The sequence below is a fragment of the Shewanella sp. Iso12 genome, assembly GCF_012030025.1.
Lineage (GTDB): Bacteria > Pseudomonadota > Gammaproteobacteria > Enterobacterales > Shewanellaceae > Shewanella > Shewanella algae.
Genome location: NZ_JAAUHW010000001.1, coordinates 717,318 through 733,907, shown reverse-complemented (window position 1 = coordinate 733,907; position 16,590 = coordinate 717,318). Strand labels below are relative to the sequence as shown.

Annotated in this window: 16 protein-coding genes; 8 read left to right on the top strand and 8 right to left on the bottom strand. The window is 53.2% G+C overall.

Going from position 1 to position 16,590, the window contains the following annotated elements; genetic code table 11:
• Positions 1-205 precede the first annotated feature (205 nt).
• Together ltaE and HCX89_RS03210 are read left to right on the top strand one after the other, a co-directional pair.
• Positions 206-1,222 (top strand): low-specificity L-threonine aldolase, encoded by a 1,017-nt coding sequence (gene ltaE / locus HCX89_RS03215; RefSeq protein WP_167715041.1) that lies wholly within the window; start codon positions 206-208, stop codon positions 1,220-1,222.
• Between the two features lie 166 nt (positions 1,223-1,388).
• Positions 1,389-1,757, top strand: coding sequence for an acyl-CoA thioesterase (locus HCX89_RS03210; protein WP_025009448.1), 369 nt, complete (start codon positions 1,389-1,391; stop codon positions 1,755-1,757).
• Between the two features lie 62 nt (positions 1,758-1,819).
• Here HCX89_RS03210 and HCX89_RS03205 read toward each other — a convergent pair whose 3' ends face one another.
• The 3 genes from HCX89_RS03205 to HCX89_RS03195 form a co-directional block, all read right to left on the bottom strand.
• Positions 1,820-2,020, bottom strand: coding sequence for a hypothetical protein (locus HCX89_RS03205; protein WP_025009447.1), 201 nt, complete (start codon positions 2,018-2,020; stop codon positions 1,820-1,822).
• A 7-nt stretch (positions 2,021-2,027) separates the two neighbouring features.
• Positions 2,028-2,279 (bottom strand): YfhL family 4Fe-4S dicluster ferredoxin, encoded by a 252-nt coding sequence (locus HCX89_RS03200; protein ID WP_025009446.1) that lies wholly within the window; start codon positions 2,277-2,279, stop codon positions 2,028-2,030.
• Between the two features lie 199 nt (positions 2,280-2,478).
• Positions 2,479-3,417 (bottom strand): LysR family transcriptional regulator, encoded by a 939-nt coding sequence (locus HCX89_RS03195; RefSeq protein WP_167715039.1) that lies wholly within the window; start codon positions 3,415-3,417, stop codon positions 2,479-2,481.
• Between the two features lie 112 nt (positions 3,418-3,529).
• Here HCX89_RS03195 and HCX89_RS03190 point away from each other — a divergent pair, with 112 nt between their 5' ends.
• Positions 3,530-4,198, top strand: coding sequence for an SDR family oxidoreductase (locus HCX89_RS03190; protein WP_093983560.1), 669 nt, complete (start codon positions 3,530-3,532; stop codon positions 4,196-4,198).
• A gap of 85 nt (positions 4,199-4,283) precedes the next feature.
• Positions 4,284-5,465 (top strand): MFS transporter, encoded by a 1,182-nt coding sequence (locus HCX89_RS03185; protein WP_167715037.1) that lies wholly within the window; start codon positions 4,284-4,286, stop codon positions 5,463-5,465.
• Positions 5,466-5,594: 129 nt separating this feature from the next.
• On the opposite strand, the gene yegQ is transcribed toward HCX89_RS03185, so the two are convergent.
• Positions 5,595-6,983, bottom strand: coding sequence for a tRNA 5-hydroxyuridine modification protein YegQ (gene yegQ / locus HCX89_RS03180; protein WP_025009443.1), 1,389 nt, complete (start codon positions 6,981-6,983; stop codon positions 5,595-5,597).
• A 332-nt stretch (positions 6,984-7,315) separates the two neighbouring features.
• On the opposite strand from yegQ, the gene HCX89_RS03175 reads away from it, so the two are divergent.
• Positions 7,316-8,158, top strand: coding sequence for an HDOD domain-containing protein (locus HCX89_RS03175; protein ID WP_025887591.1), 843 nt, complete (start codon positions 7,316-7,318; stop codon positions 8,156-8,158).
• Between the two features lie 47 nt (positions 8,159-8,205).
• Positions 8,206-9,699: a bifunctional diguanylate cyclase/phosphodiesterase gene (locus tag HCX89_RS03170; protein ID WP_025887593.1), complete on the top strand. Its 1,494-nt coding sequence runs from the start codon at positions 8,206-8,208 to the stop codon at positions 9,697-9,699.
• A gap of 31 nt (positions 9,700-9,730) precedes the next feature.
• Here the strand turns inward: HCX89_RS03170 and HCX89_RS03165 are convergent, their stop codons facing one another.
• Together HCX89_RS03165 and HCX89_RS03160 are read right to left on the bottom strand one after the other, a co-directional pair.
• Positions 9,731-10,153: a thioesterase family protein gene (locus HCX89_RS03165; protein ID WP_093983558.1), complete on the bottom strand. Its 423-nt coding sequence runs from the start codon at positions 10,151-10,153 to the stop codon at positions 9,731-9,733.
• Between the two features lie 60 nt (positions 10,154-10,213).
• Positions 10,214-10,918: an ABC transporter substrate-binding protein gene (locus tag HCX89_RS03160; RefSeq protein WP_025009440.1), complete on the bottom strand. Its 705-nt coding sequence runs from the start codon at positions 10,916-10,918 to the stop codon at positions 10,214-10,216.
• A gap of 349 nt (positions 10,919-11,267) precedes the next feature.
• Here HCX89_RS03160 and HCX89_RS03155 point away from each other — a divergent pair, with 349 nt between their 5' ends.
• Both HCX89_RS03155 and HCX89_RS03150 read left to right on the top strand, forming a co-directional pair.
• Complete coding sequence (locus HCX89_RS03155; RefSeq protein WP_045282530.1) at positions 11,268-11,693, top strand: OsmC family protein; 426 nt, start codon at positions 11,268-11,270, stop codon at positions 11,691-11,693.
• 217 nt (positions 11,694-11,910) lie between these two features.
• On the top strand, positions 11,911-12,264 hold the full coding sequence (locus HCX89_RS03150; RefSeq protein WP_025887599.1) for a DUF1428 domain-containing protein: 354 nt from the start codon (positions 11,911-11,913) through the stop codon (positions 12,262-12,264).
• Between the two features lie 70 nt (positions 12,265-12,334).
• Here the strand turns inward: HCX89_RS03150 and HCX89_RS03145 are convergent, their stop codons facing one another.
• Together HCX89_RS03145 and HCX89_RS03140 are read right to left on the bottom strand one after the other, a co-directional pair.
• Entirely contained in the window at positions 12,335-15,454 is a 3,120-nt protein-coding gene (locus HCX89_RS03145; protein ID WP_044734006.1) for a multidrug efflux RND transporter permease subunit, read from the bottom strand.
• The gene (locus HCX89_RS03140; RefSeq protein ID WP_107352704.1) at positions 15,454-16,545 is read right to left on the bottom strand and encodes an efflux RND transporter periplasmic adaptor subunit; all 1,092 of its coding nucleotides are present in this window, start codon (positions 16,543-16,545) and stop codon (positions 15,454-15,456) included. Before HCX89_RS03140 ends, HCX89_RS03145 begins: the two co-directional genes overlap by 1 nt.
• Between the last annotated feature and the right edge of the window lie 45 nt (positions 16,546-16,590).

The window sequence follows — 16,590 nt, the reverse complement described above, 5'->3', positions numbered from 1 at the left end:
TTTTATCTGGTATGAGGATTACTGATTAATGTGTACACTTGTCTTTCTCTCGTTTTGTTTGGGCTGTTTGGGGGTGTCAATTTGGTAAAAAGTCCAGTTATTTAGCTTTGCTCTCCTGGTGCTGTACAGTCAAGCCGAGCGGCGCTAGAGTGTTTTGGCCCCATGTATCTTAATGCGGGGCAACTGGATGTGATATGGGGGAGAGATGATAGATTTCAGAAGCGATACCGTGACCCAACCTACTGCCGCAATGCGCCAGGCCATGGCGGCCGCGCAGGTAGGCGATGACGTCTACGGAGATGACCCGACGGTTAACCGCCTGGAAGCCATGGCCGCCGAGATGTTCGGCTTTGACAGTGCCTTGTTTACCAGCTCGGGCACTCAGGCCAACCTGTTGGCACTCATGTCCCACTGCGAGCGGGGCGATGAATACCTGTGTGGCCAACAAGCCCACAATTACAAGTTTGAAGGCGGTGGCGCGGCCGTGTTAGGCAGTATTCAGCCTCAACCACTGAATAATCAGGCCGACGGTAGCATAGCGCTCGAAGATATTCGTGCTGCCATCAAACCCGATGATTTTCACTTTGCCCGCACTCGTCTATTAAGCCTGGAAAACACCATAGGTGGAAAGATATTGCCGCAGGAATATCTGGCCAGGGCGCAGCAGCTGGCCTTCAATCACGGTTTGAAAATCCATCTCGATGGTGCCCGGGTGGCCAATGCCGCCGTGGCGCAAGGACTGGAGATAGCCGATATAACCCAATATTTCGACTCGGTATCCATCTGTCTCTCCAAGGGGTTGGTGGCGCCGGTTGGCTCTTTATTACTCGGGGATGAGCGGCTTATTCATAAGGCGCGTCGCTGGCGGAAGATGCTGGGTGGCGGGATGCGCCAGGCCGGGATCCTGGCTGCTGCAGCTGAGTTGGCCTTGACTGAGCAGGTGGCGCGTTTGGCGGAAGATCACGCCAATGCCAAGGTTTTGGCCGAAGGTTTGAGTCAGTTGGATGAGCTGGCACTGGATATGAGCCAGGTACAAACCAATATGGTGTTTGCCACTTTGGCCGATGCAGTGGATATTGAAGCTCTGGTCAAAGGCTTGTTGCAGGAAGGAGTACGTATCAGCGGCGCTCGGCAACTACGCCTGGTGACTCACAAAGATATCAGCGCTGCCGATATCGATAAGACTCTACAGGCCTTCAAGCGGGTGCTCAGCCAGGTTTGAGCACGGTCCATTACGGTGCAGCAGGAGTGATCCTGGTGCATCGCAATGGCATTTATGAACACAAGTGTGGTGTAACTTATTGAATTATATTGATTGAATGTTTGGCGTCCAATTTGCTTTAGTTCAAGTGAGAATTCCAATCACAGGCGAATGCGAGGACGCAAACATGAAATACTACAGTCGGCGTTTGGTTAAACACGAACATCTCAACCCGGCGGGAGCCTTGTTCGGTGGACAGTTGATGAGCTGGATCGATGAGGAAGCGGCCATCTTCGCCGCATGCCAGATGAAGAGTGTCAGCCATGTGACCAAGCTTATCTCGGAAATCAACTTTATGACCCCGGCCAAGCTTGGGGATGTGATTGAATTTGGCCTTGAGCTTATCAGCCTGGGGCATACTTCCATCACCATTCGCTGCGAAGTGCGCAATAAACTGAATTTGGCGCCTATTGTCAGCATTGACAAGATGGTCTTCGTCAATGTGAATGAAGCCGGCTTGCCCGTGCCTCACGGTATGCGGGCCAATGCCGCCTGATAACTCTGATGTTTGAATGCGCTTGCCAACCAGGCTGAGCTTTGCCCGGTTGGCTGGCGTGCTCAGTCTTTCAATTCTTCCTTGACCGATTTGGCGGCATCACGGGAGGCGTGGCCGATTTCACGGGTCACATCCCGGGTGGTGTGGCCTATCTCCTTGGTCACGTCTCTGGTGGTATGGCCTATGGTACGGCCGGTTTCCTTGAGCTCGGCACAGGCGCCAAGACTGAGTAATGCAGCAAGAAGCAGTAATGTTTTCATCATTTTATCCTTATAGCTTGCCGGTCAGTTGAGCGTATTTTACCAGCAATTCGTCTTGGGTTTCCTGATGTTCGGGATCCTTGTCGATACAGTCTATAGGGCAGACAGAAACACAGGTTGGATTGTCATAGTGGCCAACACATTCGGTGCAGCGCGTCGGATCTATTTCATAGATCTCTTCACCCATAGTGATGGCTTGGTTGGGACACTCGGGCTCACACATGTCACAGTTAATGCAGCTGTCATCAATGATTAAGGCCATTGCCTTGTATTACCTCGGAATTACTTATCCTGTCTTGCAGGTTTTCGGTCAACGCTTGGCGCACAAAACAGTAGCAAGTGCAGCCCAAACTAAGTCATAGCACAGATTTTATCACAGGGCCTGTGCCTGTGAGCAACACTATTAGTGTGAGCCGGGCGGCACCGCAAAGATAGGTTTGAGGCTTTGCCTGCCTGAAGTCTCAATTCGACAGCGAACTTTCTTGGGTTTGGGTGCGAAATCTTTCAATCAAAAAATCCACAAACAGGCGAATGCGCTTGGGTTGGTATTGTCGACTCAAGTAAATAACATTCAAATCAGCCCCAGTTGCCGAGGAGGAAGCGCTGAAGTTTTTCATATAGCCATTCAGCACAGTAACCAGACGTTGCTGCTTGATGTCTTTCTGTACATCGAGAATTGATTTCAGGGCAATGCCGGCACCTTGCAGCGCCCACTGGCGGATCACTTCACCATCGTCCGAGAAGCGTTTGGGCACAACTGTGATGGCCTTGTAGCCTTCATCATCCTGAAAATGCCAGGTTTTCAGCTCTTCATTACTGCGGATCATGGCCAGGCAATCATGGCCGACCAAATCCTGCGGCGTAATGGGTGTGCCTTTTTTGGCCAGATAGTCGGGCGAGGCGCACAAAACCCTTCTGCTGGAAGCCAGCTTGCGGGAAATCAGATTGCTGTCGGCCAGTTCACCATAACGTATCACTATATCCAATCCGGATTCGGCCAGGTTGGTGAGATTGTCGTTCAGATAGAGGTAGGGGATGACATCCGGGTAAAGCTCAGTAAAGGCCGTCAGTATCGGCGACACATATTGTTTGCCTATGTCCCGCGGCGCCGAGATTTTCAATGGCCCCCGTACTTCTTTGGTACCGGTTTGCAACAGGTTTTCCGTCTCTTTGACACTGTTGATTATTTCAAGGCTGGCCTGGTGATAGAGGGCGCCGGCATCTGTGAGGGAGATATGACGAGTGCTGCGATTCAGCAGCTTGACACCATAGCGCTCCTCAAGGGATTGCAATCTGGCGGTGACTGTCGCCGGCGACAAGCCCAATTCCCGACCGGCGGCGGCCAGGCCCTGATTCTTGACGATACTGACAAACAAGGTCATGTCTGCAAATTTGTCCACTTGTCCCGCTTATTATTTGGTTGAGCTGAATAATTAATTCAAATGCTAACCAATTATCAAAATTTATCCAACAAATATACTGGCTCCATCTTAGTAATTGGAGACAGACACAATGCAAACAGACAACCAAATTTATGTGGTTATAGGCGGAACATCCGGCATAGGCGCAGAACTCGCAGGGCAATTGAGGGCCGAAGGGGCACAGGTTCATGTTGCGAGTCGTAGAACCGGGCTGGATATCAGCGATGAGCAATCTGTTTATCACTTCTTTGAATCAGTAGGTGCCTTCGATCACCTGATCATTACCGCAGGTTCCTTCGCTCCGGCAGGCAGGGTGGTTGATGTTGAGCTGGCTCAGGCCAAAGCCGCCTTCGATACCAAGTTTTGGGGCGCAATAAATGCTGCCAAACAGGCTGCACGTTACATCAAACACGGTGGTTCCATCACTCTGACTTCCGGAATGTTGGCGCGCAAAGTGGTTGCCGCGACTTATGTGAAAACGGCAATCAATGCCGCTTTAGAAGCCGTAACCCGAGTGCTTGCCAAGGAGTTGGCTCCGATTCGTGTCAATGCCGTCAGTCCCGGGTTGACTGACACACAAGCGCACCATGGCATGTCAGACGAAGCCAGAAACACCATGTATCAGCGCGCCGAAGCGGCCTTGCCGGTAAAGAGGATTGGCCAGACTGCTGATATCGCCATGGCCTACCTGTTATTGCTGCAAAACCCCTATATGACGGGCGTGGTTATCGATGTCGACGGCGGGGCGCTGCTCAACTAAGCGTCTTTTACCAAAGCGATTCCCAACAACAATAGTGCGGTGTCTGCGCCAAGCCGACATCGTTCAAAGCTCAGGAAATTTCATTATGAACAAGCAAAAAATGCCGCTGCAGGTCTGGATCTTGACACTTGCAGCATTTGCCATAGGCACAGCCGAGTTTGTTATCGCCGGTATACTTCCCCAAGTGGCCGCCTCATTGTCAATTACCGAAGGGCAGGCAGGCTATCTCATCAGTGCTTATGCCCTGGCCATAGTATTTGGTGGGCCGATACTCACCATCTACCTGGCACGTTTCAACAAAAAGAAAGTTCTGGCCGGTTTGATGGTGTTGTTCATTGCCGGCAACCTGTTGTCGGCATTTGCCCCTGACTATCAAGTCTTGATGATAAGCCGCATTGTCAGCGGCCTGGTGCAAGGTCCTTTTTACGGCATAGGGGCCGTGGTGGCCACTAATCTGGTGTCCGAAAAAATGGCCGGCCGAGCCGTGGGGCAGATGTTCGCCGGCCTGACCCTGGCCAATGTGCTTGGCGTCCCAGGAGGAACCTGGATTGGTTTACAATTTGGTTGGCATACCACTTTCCTGACCGTTGCCGCATTGGGTCTGGTTGCCTTGTTTTTCATCCTGACAGTGATCCAGTCCACAGGCAGCAGTCAGGCCAAAGATGTCAGGGCGCAACTGGCGGCTTTTGAAAATCCCATGCTGCTGCTCAGCCTGGCGATAACCGTCTTTGCCTGGTCCGGATTCATGACCCTCTACGGCTATCTGGCTCCCATTGCCATGCATGTTACCGGTTTTGGTGAAAGCGCGGTGACCTGGATCCTGGTTGTGGTGGGTGTCGGCTTGATTGTGGGCAATACCTTGGGGGGGCGCTCCTCTGACAAGGATCTGCAGAAGGCATCTGTGTTCTGGACCTTGGCGATGATAGTTTCTCTGCTGCTGGTTGGCCTGACGGTTGAGAGCAAACTGATGTTTATCGTGACGACTTTCATCTTCGGTATCGCCTCTTTTGCCAACGTGCCCGCCATGCAGCTAAGGGTCATGAATCACGGTGGCGATGGTCAGGAGCTTGCGGCGACCGCCAATATCTCGGCATTTAATTTGGCCAATGCCTTTGGCGGATTTCTCGGCGGCATGGTGCTCGATAGCCAAGTGGGTGCCGATATGATCCCATTCGCTGCCATTCTGGTTCCCGTGATTGGCCTGCTGTTTATCACAGCGACCAATCGCCGTGAAAATGCCCGTATACCGGCTGCCGAGATCTCCTGATAAGTCTCGCCCCGTAGCAGGAGACTATTCGATATAGAACACAGTGGTATTCGGTAATGTGAATGTGTGCAAAAAGCATATAAAAAAGGCTGCCAAGGCAGCCTTTCTCTGTTTTCAATCAAGCCTGGTTTATTTTGTTGCGGCTTTGGTTTCGGCTTTTGTTTCGGCATGGGGATTGCGGGTGTCCGTCCCCTCCGGCAAGTTACGCAGCAAGATGGCTGAGTCCAGTTCCAAATCGGCCGGTACCGGCATATAGACGGTATGGCCCGAACCTAAACCGGCCTCAATGGCTTCACCCTTACGGTTTTGCAGGCTTTCCAATGTCAGGTTGATGTTGCCCTGCGGTGTCATCATCTCCAGGCTGTCGCCCAGCAAAAACTTGTTCTTCACTTCGATTTCGGCCAGGCCTTCGGCGTTACGCTGACCGGTAAACTCACCGACAAACTGCTGGTTGTCACTGATAGAGTGGCCGTATTCATAGTTCTGGTACTCATCGTGAACATGACGCCGCAGGAAGCCTTCGGTGTAGCCTCTGTGGGCCAAGCCTTCCAGGCGGTTCATCAGGCTACGGTCGAAGTCCTTTCCGGCTGCGGCATCATCTATGGCCTGACGGTAAAGCTGCGCCGTGCGGGCCACGTAGTAGAATGACTTGGTGCGGCCTTCAATCTTCAATGAATCCACGCCGATACGGCTCAGGCGTTCTACGTGCTGAATGGCGCGCAGATCTTTGGAATTCATTATGTAGGTGCCGTGCTCGTCTTCAAAGGCCGGCATATATTCGCCGGGACGGTTGGCTTCTTGCAGCAGGAAAATCTGATCGCTGCTTGGGCCCTGGCCCAAAGTCGGCTGCTCTATCTGCACCGGATTGACTGCGACTATGTCGCCGGTTTCATTTTCCTTGGCCTCGTGAGCATCATACTTCCAGCGGCAGGCGTTGGTGCAGGTGCCTTGGTTGGGATCGCGTTTATTGATATAGCCGGACAACAGGCAACGGCCGGAATAGGCCATGCACAGTGCGCCGTGAACAAACACCTCCAGCTCTATGTCCGGACAACGCTGGCGGATCTCTTCGATTTCATCCAGTGACAGCTCGCGGGAGAGGATTACGCGCTTGATCCCCTGGGACTGCCAGAATTTGACCGAGGCCCAGTTGATGGCGTTGGCCTGTACCGACAGGTGCACAACCTGCTCGGGAAAGGCTTCACGAACCATCATGATAAGACCGGGATCTGACATGATAAGGGCATCCGGCTGCATGGCGACCACAGGCTCCATGTCTTTGATATAGGTCTTGAGCTTGGCATTGTGGGGAGCGATATTGCTGACCACATAGAGTTTCTTGCCCAGAGCATGGGCTTCCTGAATACCCGTAGCCAGGTTTTCCATCTTAAAGTCGTTGTTACGTACCCTTAAGCTGTATCTGGGTTGGCCCGCATATACGGCATCTGCACCATAGGCAAAGGCATAACGCATATTTTTCAGGGTCCCGGCGGGAGACAGAAGCTCTGGTTTAAACATAATTTACTCTCAATTAACGGCAGTCCGGCGGTTGCACGACTTGGCAGCAGGGGCGGCATTTTACTTAATTAAAGTAGGGGTATGCAAATATCCCAAACATAGGCTGTCAATCACAATGGGCATAACAACAAGAAACCTTGCCTTATCAAAGGAAGGTGCGACTTCTGGTACCATTTGGGACAAGGTGGCGATTAAACAGTGACCGGCAGTCGATTTCAGTAGCCAACTACGGCAACTTGATATCACTTGGCGTTTTTTTACGCTCACGGCTGCCGGGGTTGCTGATATACTGAGTCACAGTATCTGAACAGTTTTTTTACATTGGAGAGTGCATGTCTACCGAACATCAACTCTTGGTTGGTTTGTTGCGGAAACTCAAGAACGATACCCTGGTGCTGCCAACCTTGCCGGAAGTGGCCATGCGGGTGCAGGAGGTGGTCAGTCGTCCCGACTCAAGCCTGAGGGAAGTTGCCGATATCATAGGTCAGGATGCCGCCATATCGGCGCGTTTGATCAAGGTAGCCAACAGTGCTTTCTACAGCCGGGGTATTCCTGCGGAAAACATCAACAGTGCCGTAACCCGTATAGGCTTGGCGCAGATCAAATCCATCGCCACCTCTATTGCCATGGAGCAGTTGTTCATCTCCACCAACGAGATGGTGTGGGAAGTCATGGATGAGGTGTGGCGCACTTCCATAGATGTAACCGCCGCGGCCGGCGCCATGCTGCTTATCTATAACAAGACCCACCCGGGCAGCGGCCTGAATTATGATACTTTAACCCTGGCGGGGCTGGTGCATAATATCGGTGCCTTGCCGGTACTGACCGAGGCCGAGGCTCATCCGGAGCTCTTTGGCAGCATAGATCAGCTAAGAGCCTTGGTGCGCAAGATGCAAGGGCCCATAGGGCGGGCGGTACTCAAGAGCTGGGACTTTGCCCCGGATGTGATGGAAGTGGTCGAGCGCTGGGCTGATTTGCCCTATCTGCCGGATCATGTGACTTACCTGGACTTCATTCGCTCGGCGGCCTTCTATGCCGGGGAGTTGCGAGCCGGCGCCGAGCTTGAACAGCGTCTGGAAGTGTTTGTCGATAGGGGCTTGCCCGTCAGTGCCGAACTGCTAGGCAGTGATGAGTTTCTGGACAAGTACCATTCAATCAAGCAAAGCTATGAGTAAGTATTGAATTAACCCATCTTTGTCGTTCACGGGAGAATACCGCTTTGATGATAGGCCCATGGTTGCTTTCTATCGCGTTAATCACAGTGTTTATTCTCCTTTTGTGGCGCCGCCAGCGTCAAAAAGAGCGGCGTTTTATCAAGCTGCTCGGAAAACAACTCGACAATCAGATAAAAGCGCGCGCACCACTTGAACTGCCTTGGGTGCCGGTCGCCTTCTATGAGCTGGTCAATAGCCTGGAGAAGTTGCTGCAGGCCCTTCCGCCACCTGTGGGGAAAGATAAACTCACAGGTCTTGCCAATAGGGTAGGGCTCAAGCGCAGCGTTACCGCCTTGATGCCGCTGCAACAGGGCACCATGGTGCTGCTGGACATCTACCGTTTCCGTTACGTCAATGACCTGTTTGGCTTTGCCTTTGGCGATCAGCTGCTCAAGCAGATGGCAGACCGCCTGCTGGGATTGCAGCAGGCGCCCAGATTACTGGCGCGGATGAATGAAGATGAGTTTCTGCTGTACTTTGAGCAGCAACAGACAGAAGAGGATCTGCATCGGCTGCGGGGCAGGTTACAGGTGCCTTTTGATATTGAAGGTACGCCTGTGAGTATCCGCATTCAGATGGGCTATCTGGATTTGCATGCCCATCATACCGATCTCAGCCTGATGTTGCGCCGCCTGGATCTGGCGCTGAAAAAAGCCCGCAATAGCCGTGATCTGCTGGCCGGTTATCAGACGGGTGAAGACAGTATCCAAATGCGCGAGCTGGAGATCATCAACAGCCTGCCCAAGGCGTTGAAGACAGGGCAGTTGTATCTGGTTTATCAGGCCAAAGAAGAGGTGAGCAGTGGCCTTTGTCGCCAGGTTGAAGCGCTCATCCGTTGGGAACATCCCAAATTCGGCACCATTTCTCCGGCCGAGTTTATTCCACTGGCCGAGTATTCCGGCATGATAGGCCTGGTGAGTCAGTGGGCGCTGGAGCAGGTGATGATGCAGCAGCGCAAGTGGCGCAGCGGTGGCTTCAAGGTGCGGATAGCGCTTAACCTTTCGGCGCAGGATCTCAACAACGGCTGCATGCTGCAGGAGATTGAACGCCAACTGCAGGAGTATCAGTTGCCGGGTGAGGTACTGGCGATAGAGATCACCGAGAGCAGCCTGATGGCCGATCTTGAGCAGGCGATAAAAATCCTGGAGCGGCTGCGGCAACTGGACATTCGTCTGGCGATAGATGATTTTGGTACCGGGCACTCGTCGCTGGCCTATTTGAAAAATCTGCCGGTAGATGAAGTCAAAATAGATAAGGCGTTCAATGAAGAGTTGCTCAGCAACAGCAATGCCAAGCATATTATGCGTGCCAGCATCCAGATGGCCAAGTCACTGGGTTTTGAGGTCACTGTCGAGGGGGTCGAATCTATGGCGCTGAAACAGATGCTGATCTCCCTGGGGGCCGATCAGCTGCAGGGTGATATTGTTGCCAAACCCAAGACGGCGCCTGAGCTTGAATACTGGTACGCCAAGCACAGCATGCAAACCAAGACGGTGAGCTGAACTATTGGCTATAGGTCTAATCTTGCTGCTGCTATGCCCTTAACTGTGTCCCCAACTGTTCGAGTAGTGTCGCCGGCATAGGGCAAAGCTGGCGCTGACTATTCATGCACACCATTTCAACCCGGCCACTGACTGCCGCCCTGGCGGCGTTTTCACGCCAGATCTCTTGTTCCCAAACTGTGCGGTATTTGCTTTCGAAGGCAAAGCGGGTACGGACATCCAGGATATCGGCAAACTCGACCCCTTCCTGACAGGTGAGCTCGGAGCGATAGACAGCAAAACCTATTCCATCCGAATGCCACAGGCGTTTCAGTTCGTTGGCACCTATAACCTGTTCACGGGCGCGCTCGAAGTACTTCAGAAAATTGGGGTGATACACCACGCCGGAAAAGTCCGTATCTTCGTAGTAGATCTGCAATTGAAAATGAAACCAAGGGCTGAAGCTGAGTTGCATGCAAATACCTGTAATTGAGTCGCGCCCGGCAGTTTAGCACTCGCGCCGGCAAAGGTCAGCTCAGAGGCGGCTGCTACTGATGATCTGCTGGTATTGACCGCTTTGTTTCATCTGTCTCAGTCCTTCATCCAGTGCCTTGGCCAGCTTTGGAGAAGAGGCATTTTGCAGCGAAAAAGCCAGAAATATTCGGCTCTGGTGATTGGAAAATGCCGGTAGGATCTCCTCTTCAACCCCCATACGTTTGATAAAGCCTTCGGCCACCTTGTCGAACATAATGGCTGCATCTATGCGGTTAAGCAGCAAGAGGTTGAGTAATTGCTCCTGGCTGGCTACCGGTACCAACTGTAACTGTTGGCTCAGTTTGGCAAATTCATCGCCGTATTCGTAACCCTTGATTATCCCAACGACGCTGCCCTTGGGTAGCTGCCATTTGTTTTGGGCATTCAGTGGCCGATTTCTGTTGTAGTAGAAGGAGGCATTGGCAACAAACAGCGGCTCTTCACCAAACAGAAAATCCGGCTCGGTACTGCGCTCACGGGTCACATTGAACACCCCTTGCACCTGTCCCTTACGGGCCATCATCAAGGCTCTGGAATAGGGCACTACCAAGCTTTCCACTTGAATATGCTCAATAGAGAAAGCGGCGGTTATCAGTTGGTGGGATAAGCCTTGCCCGGTTCTGTCGGCAAAAGGTGGCCAGCTGTCTTCGGCGGCGAGTAAGACTTTTGTCTCTGCTTCGGCCCAAGCCAGTGTTGAAGAAAACATGTAAATAAAACAAGTTAATACAGCTATTATTCCAGATCTCATTCTCATCCTTTGATTGAGTCGCCTGGTTTGGAAAGGTTAAAAATAGTACCTGAGTCTTAGGGAAGATGCGAGCAAGTCCCATCTGTGCCCTGAGTCGAATCACAGGCCTCTGAAATCAGCAAATACCCGGGCCACACCTTCCGCAAAGGGTGTGTGTTTTTGCTTAAATTGCATCCCCTCATAGCGAGTGCCGCTAAGCCCGGGTTTTCGATTGTGAACCAGTTGGCGTTTATTATTGTGGTGGTTTGCATTCTATATATCATTAGATTATTCTCAATGAAATTTTTCTAATGGATAGAGGTGTACCATGCCAGAAAAGATTATTGAACTTGAAACCAAAATGGGTAAAGGCTGGAAAGTGACAGCGCAGGTGCGTGAGCATACCTTGGTCATTGACCAACCGACGGCCGGTAACGAAGGAGCCAATCCGCTTGAGACCTTCCTGTTTTCTCTGGGGGGCTGTATTTCTGCCATTGCCAGAATGGTGGCCAGAGAGCAGAAAATCGATCTCAGGGGGATGAACATCAAGGTGCGTGGCGAGATGAATTCCGACGGTTTGCTGGGGAAAGCCAGCGAGGATCCTGTCGGGTTTCGCCGTATTACCCTGGATGCCGATATTGACGCCGACATGACTGCAGAACAAAAGCAGCAGTTTCTCGATACTGTCTGCCATCGTTGTCCCGTGCATGACAACCTGTTGAGCGCCTCCAGAGTAGAGCATCAAAGTATCTGAGTATCTGATGCCTGAAGCTTCAAATGCTCTTGGCTTGAGCGCTGTCAGTCCTTGCCAAACCTTGGCTAAATAAAGTAAAGCGTTGAACCAGGCCTGCCGTTGTGAATACTGACAGGCTGACAGATAACCATTGGATCAGACGGCAAAATGCCGTTTCGCCTCCTACACTTGCAAGGGAAGATGCAAGTTCAGGGATAACATAGCAAAGGAGGCGAGAATGAGTTATATCGATGTGATGGTCGCTCCGGTTCCCAGCGCCAAGAAACAGCAGTATCTTGAGCATGCACGCCGGGCGGCGGGTCTGTTCAAGTCTCAGGGGGCTTTGGAGCTGGTAGAATGCTGGGGGGATGATGTCCCGGAAGGTAAGCTTACTTCCATGCCTATGGCGATAAAGCGCCAGGACGATGAGACTGTGGTGGTTTCCTGGATCGTTTGGCCGGACAAGGCCACGCGTGATAAAGGTATGCAGTTTATCATGACAGATCCTTCCGTTCCCGAGACTCTCGGCGATATGCCGTTCGATGGCAAGAGGATGATCTGGGGTGGCTTTGAGATGCTGCTCAAGGAGTAGCCTTTCTTTGACTCCTCAATAAAACACGGGATGCCGCTTGGCATCCCGTGTTTTATTGAGCCCGGCAGAATCAATCTGAACCTGAGCCTATGTTTATCTGCGCCTGCTGCCGGGCGATAGCGGCATTGAGCCTGTCTTTGACATGGCCGGGCGACTTGGTGTTATAGGACAAGAGTCGATACATGGCCGGGATCACCAACAGGGTGACAAAGGTCGCAAACGCCATACCGAAGAACACTACGGTTCCCACGGCAATACGGCTCTCAGAGCCGGCACCGGTGGAGAAGATCAGCGGAATCGCGCCGACAATCGCGGTGAAGGAGGTCATCAGGATAGGCCGCAAACGCCGCGCCGAGGCATCGATAACCGCCTGTTCGAAGGCCAGCCCCTTGTCTCGCAGTTGGTTGGCAAATTCGACTATCAGAATACCGTTCTTGGTCACCATGCCTATCAACATGATCATCCCTATCTGGCTGTAGAGGTTGAGCCCTTGTTGTGTCAGCCACAGGCCAAGGAAGCCGCCGAATACCCCCATGGGGACGGTCAACATCACCACCAGTGGGTTGATAAAGCTTTCGAACTGAGCCGCCAGCACCAGATAAACCACCAAGAGGGCCAAACCGAATACCAGCAGCATGCTGCTCTGGTTTTCCTTGAAGTCTTTCGACTCACCAGTGTAGCTGATACTGATATCACCGGGCAGGGATTCAATCGCTTTGGCGTCGAGGAAATCCAGTGCTTCCCCCAGAGTGGCGCCATCCATGAGGTTAGCCTTGATGGTGATGGATTTTTGCTTATTGGTATGGCTCAGTCGCTGCGGCGAGGCCACTTCTTCGATATGCGCCAGGCTGTCGAGGGTAACCAGCTCGCCCTTGGTGGTCCGCATATAGATCTGGCTGAGGTCGCTCATGCTGCTGAACTGTTTTTCATCCCCGCGCACATAGACATCATACTCTTCACCCCTGTCCACATAGGTGGTTTGTTTGCGGCCGCCGAGCATCACTTCCAGGGTTTCCGAAACATCGGCAACACTGACACCAAGCTCTGCCGCCCTTTGTCTGTCAACCGTGACCAGAAGCTCAGGGGTGGTTTCGGCATAATCCAGATCGGCGCCGCGCATCAGGCCACTGCTGTTGGCCTCCTGTTGCAGCAGCTGTGCCCATTTGAACAGCTCTTTATAGTCGGATCCGCCGATAACAAACTGCACCGGCTCACTGGAGCGGCCACGGAAGCCGGGTAACATGGGCCGCACCATCACATCGGGAATATCTTTCAATACCTGGGCTATCATCACCAGCGCCTGATCGGCGTTGATATCCCTGTCCTCCCAATCCTCGAGCTGCATGATCACAAAACCTGTCTGATCACCGGCGCGGCCACCAAAGGCCGGCGCCTGCACACTGAAGGACTTGAGCACGCCCTGGCCCAGCAGCGGCATCAGTCTGTCCTGTACTATGTCCATGTTGGCTGTCATGCGGTTGTAGCTGGTTCCTTCGGCGCCCTTGATAAAGGCGAAGATCACCCCGCGGTCTTCCTGCGGTGCCAGCTGTGCGGGAATATGGTTTACCAGCAAGGCGCTGCCGCCGATACAGGCGAGGATAACCAAGGGTGCCGCAACCTTGTGACGTATGGCAATGGCCACCATGGCGCGATACTTAAGCTCGAGCGCCGCAAAGAAGCGATTCAAGGCGCGGTTGAAGGCGTTGGGTTTGACATTGGCCTTGAGCAACTGGCTGCTGAGCACAGGTGTCAGTGTCAGCGCGACCAGGGATGAGAACAGTACAGACACCGCCAGCAGCACGGAAAACTCGGTGAACAGCAAGCCGACCATGCCTTCCATAAAGGAGATGGGCAGAAATACCATCACCAATACCGCCGTGGTGGCAATAACGGCAAAGCCCACTTCGCGGGTGCCCTTGTAGGCGGCCAGCAGCGGGTCTTCCCCGCGCTCTATGTGGTGAAAGATATTCTCTACCACCACAATGGCGTCATCCACCACCAGGCCTATGGCCAGGATCAGTGCCATCAGGGTCAGCAGGTTGATGGAAAAGCCCAAGAAGTAGGCGGCCATAAAGGCCGAGATCAGCGATACCGGCACAGTCACAGCAGGAATAAGCGTTGCCCGCAGCTGGCCGATGAAAATATACAGCACCAGCAGTACCAGCGCCGCCGTGATATAGAGGGTGTAATACACCTCGTCTATGGCCTGATCGATAAACACGGTCGAGTCGTAGTCCACATATAGCTGGGTACCGGCCGGCAGAAACTTTTGCAGCGCGTCCACCTGCTTGTAGACATCTTTGGCGACATCCAGCGGGTTGGCATCCGATTGCGGCACTATCCCCAGGCTGAGGTTGACTATGCCGTTGCTCTTGAAGGTGGAGTTCTCATTCTCGGCGCCGACAAACACCTCGGCCACATCCTTGAGATAAACCGGCGAGCCGTTTGCGCTGCTGACCTGCAGATAGTCGAATTGCTCAGGGCTCAGATAGAGGCGGGCGGTGCGCACTGTCATCACAGTGGTGTCGTTACGCAGCTCACCACCGGGGGATTCCATATTCTCCGCCTTGAGAGCTGCAAGGATATCCTGCACAGTGACATTGCGGCCGGCCATCTGCTCAGGCTTGAGGCGCACATACATCACCTTGTAGAGGCCACCTGAGATATCCACCGAGCTGACCCCTGTGATCAGGTTGAACTTATCTTCCAGTACCCGGCGGGAATAGTCAGTGAGCTGGGTACGATCCATCTCGCTGGAGCTCAAGTTGACATAGATGGAGGGCTCGCCCGAGCCGTTGTCTTTGGAGACTATCGGGTCGTTGGCTTCTTCCGGCAGCCTGCGCTGCGCCCTGGCCACGGCATCACGGACATCACTCACCCCTTCGGTGAGGTTCCAGCCCAATTTGAAGGTCACAGTGATCCGCGACATGCCGTTGCGGCTCACCGAGGTGATTTCATCGATACCGCTGATGCCTGTCAGCTCATCCTCAAGGTTTTTGGTGACCTGACTCTCCATGATAGAGGCGCTGGCCCCTTCATAGGTGGTCATCACAGTGACGACCGGGCTCTCCACATCCGGCATTTCCCGCACCGACAGCTTGCTGAAAGACACCAGACCAAAGACACACAAAAGCAGGCTCAGCACTATGGCGCTGATCGGCCGTTTGACCGAGACATCGGATAACAACATCAGTGAAGCTCCCCGGTCTGCTGTACTGCTTCGGCGGTCAAGGGCTTGACGCTGGCGCCATCACGAATATTCACCAGCCCCTGCACCACAATGCGATCCCCCAGGCTGACGCCATCTGTGATAAGCACCAGATTGTCGACCCGGGCGCCCAGATGCACTTCGGTGCGGTGGGCTATGCTGTTTTCATCTATGCGATAGACATAACGCTTGGTGCCGGAATACTCCAACGCCTGTACAGGTACTACCGCCTGATGAATTGGTGGGAAGGTCAGGGTGGCCGATAACATCATGCCAGGTCTCAAGTATTTGTTTTTATTTTTGAATTCTACCCGCACCCTGACATTGAGAGTATCCGGGTTGACTCTGGGATCTATGGCAACCACCTTGCCCTGAAACAGTTGGCCGTTCCAGGCACTGCTGCTGCCTTGTACCTGCATGCCGACACTCAGTTGCGACAGATAAGATTCGGGCACCTGCAGATCGAGCCGCAACAAGCTCAGATCATCGAGACTCAAGAGTTCGGTTCCCTGGCTCACCAGCTTACCCTTGCTGAAATCCACCAGGCCCACTGTACCGGAAAAGGGAGCCCGCAGATGATGGTAGGAAAGTTCGGCCCTGGCCGAGGCCAGCCTGGCTTCGGCGATACTGACGCTGGCGCGTTGGGCATCAATTTCTGTCTGGGTAATGGCGTTGCGGCCGATCAGTTTTTCATACTCGCCCAACTTACGCCGCTCATCGGCCAGATAAGATTCAGCTTCCATCACCGCCGCTTTGGCCTTGGACTCTTCCAAAACCAGCAAGAGTTCCCCCGCCTTCACCTCCTGGTTGGAGCGCACTGCGATAGCGTCTATCTTGCCGGCGACTTGAGGCGCTATAGTGACCGAGCGTTCTGCTTCCAGCTTGCCTATCAGAGTCAGGGATTGCGCCAGGGATTGCTCTGTGACTGTGGCGGTAATTACGGGAACGGCGGCTTTGCCCATCCCCATGCCTGAGCCAGGTTTGTTGCCGGCTTTATCTGCCGTCGGAGTCAAGAGGAGATAGGCGGCCACACAAAGGCCAAGGACCAGGAGTCCGATATAAGGTTTTTTCATTGTGTCCCATCTGATGCCGGTAGAGATCCGCTAGGATCTGAAGGT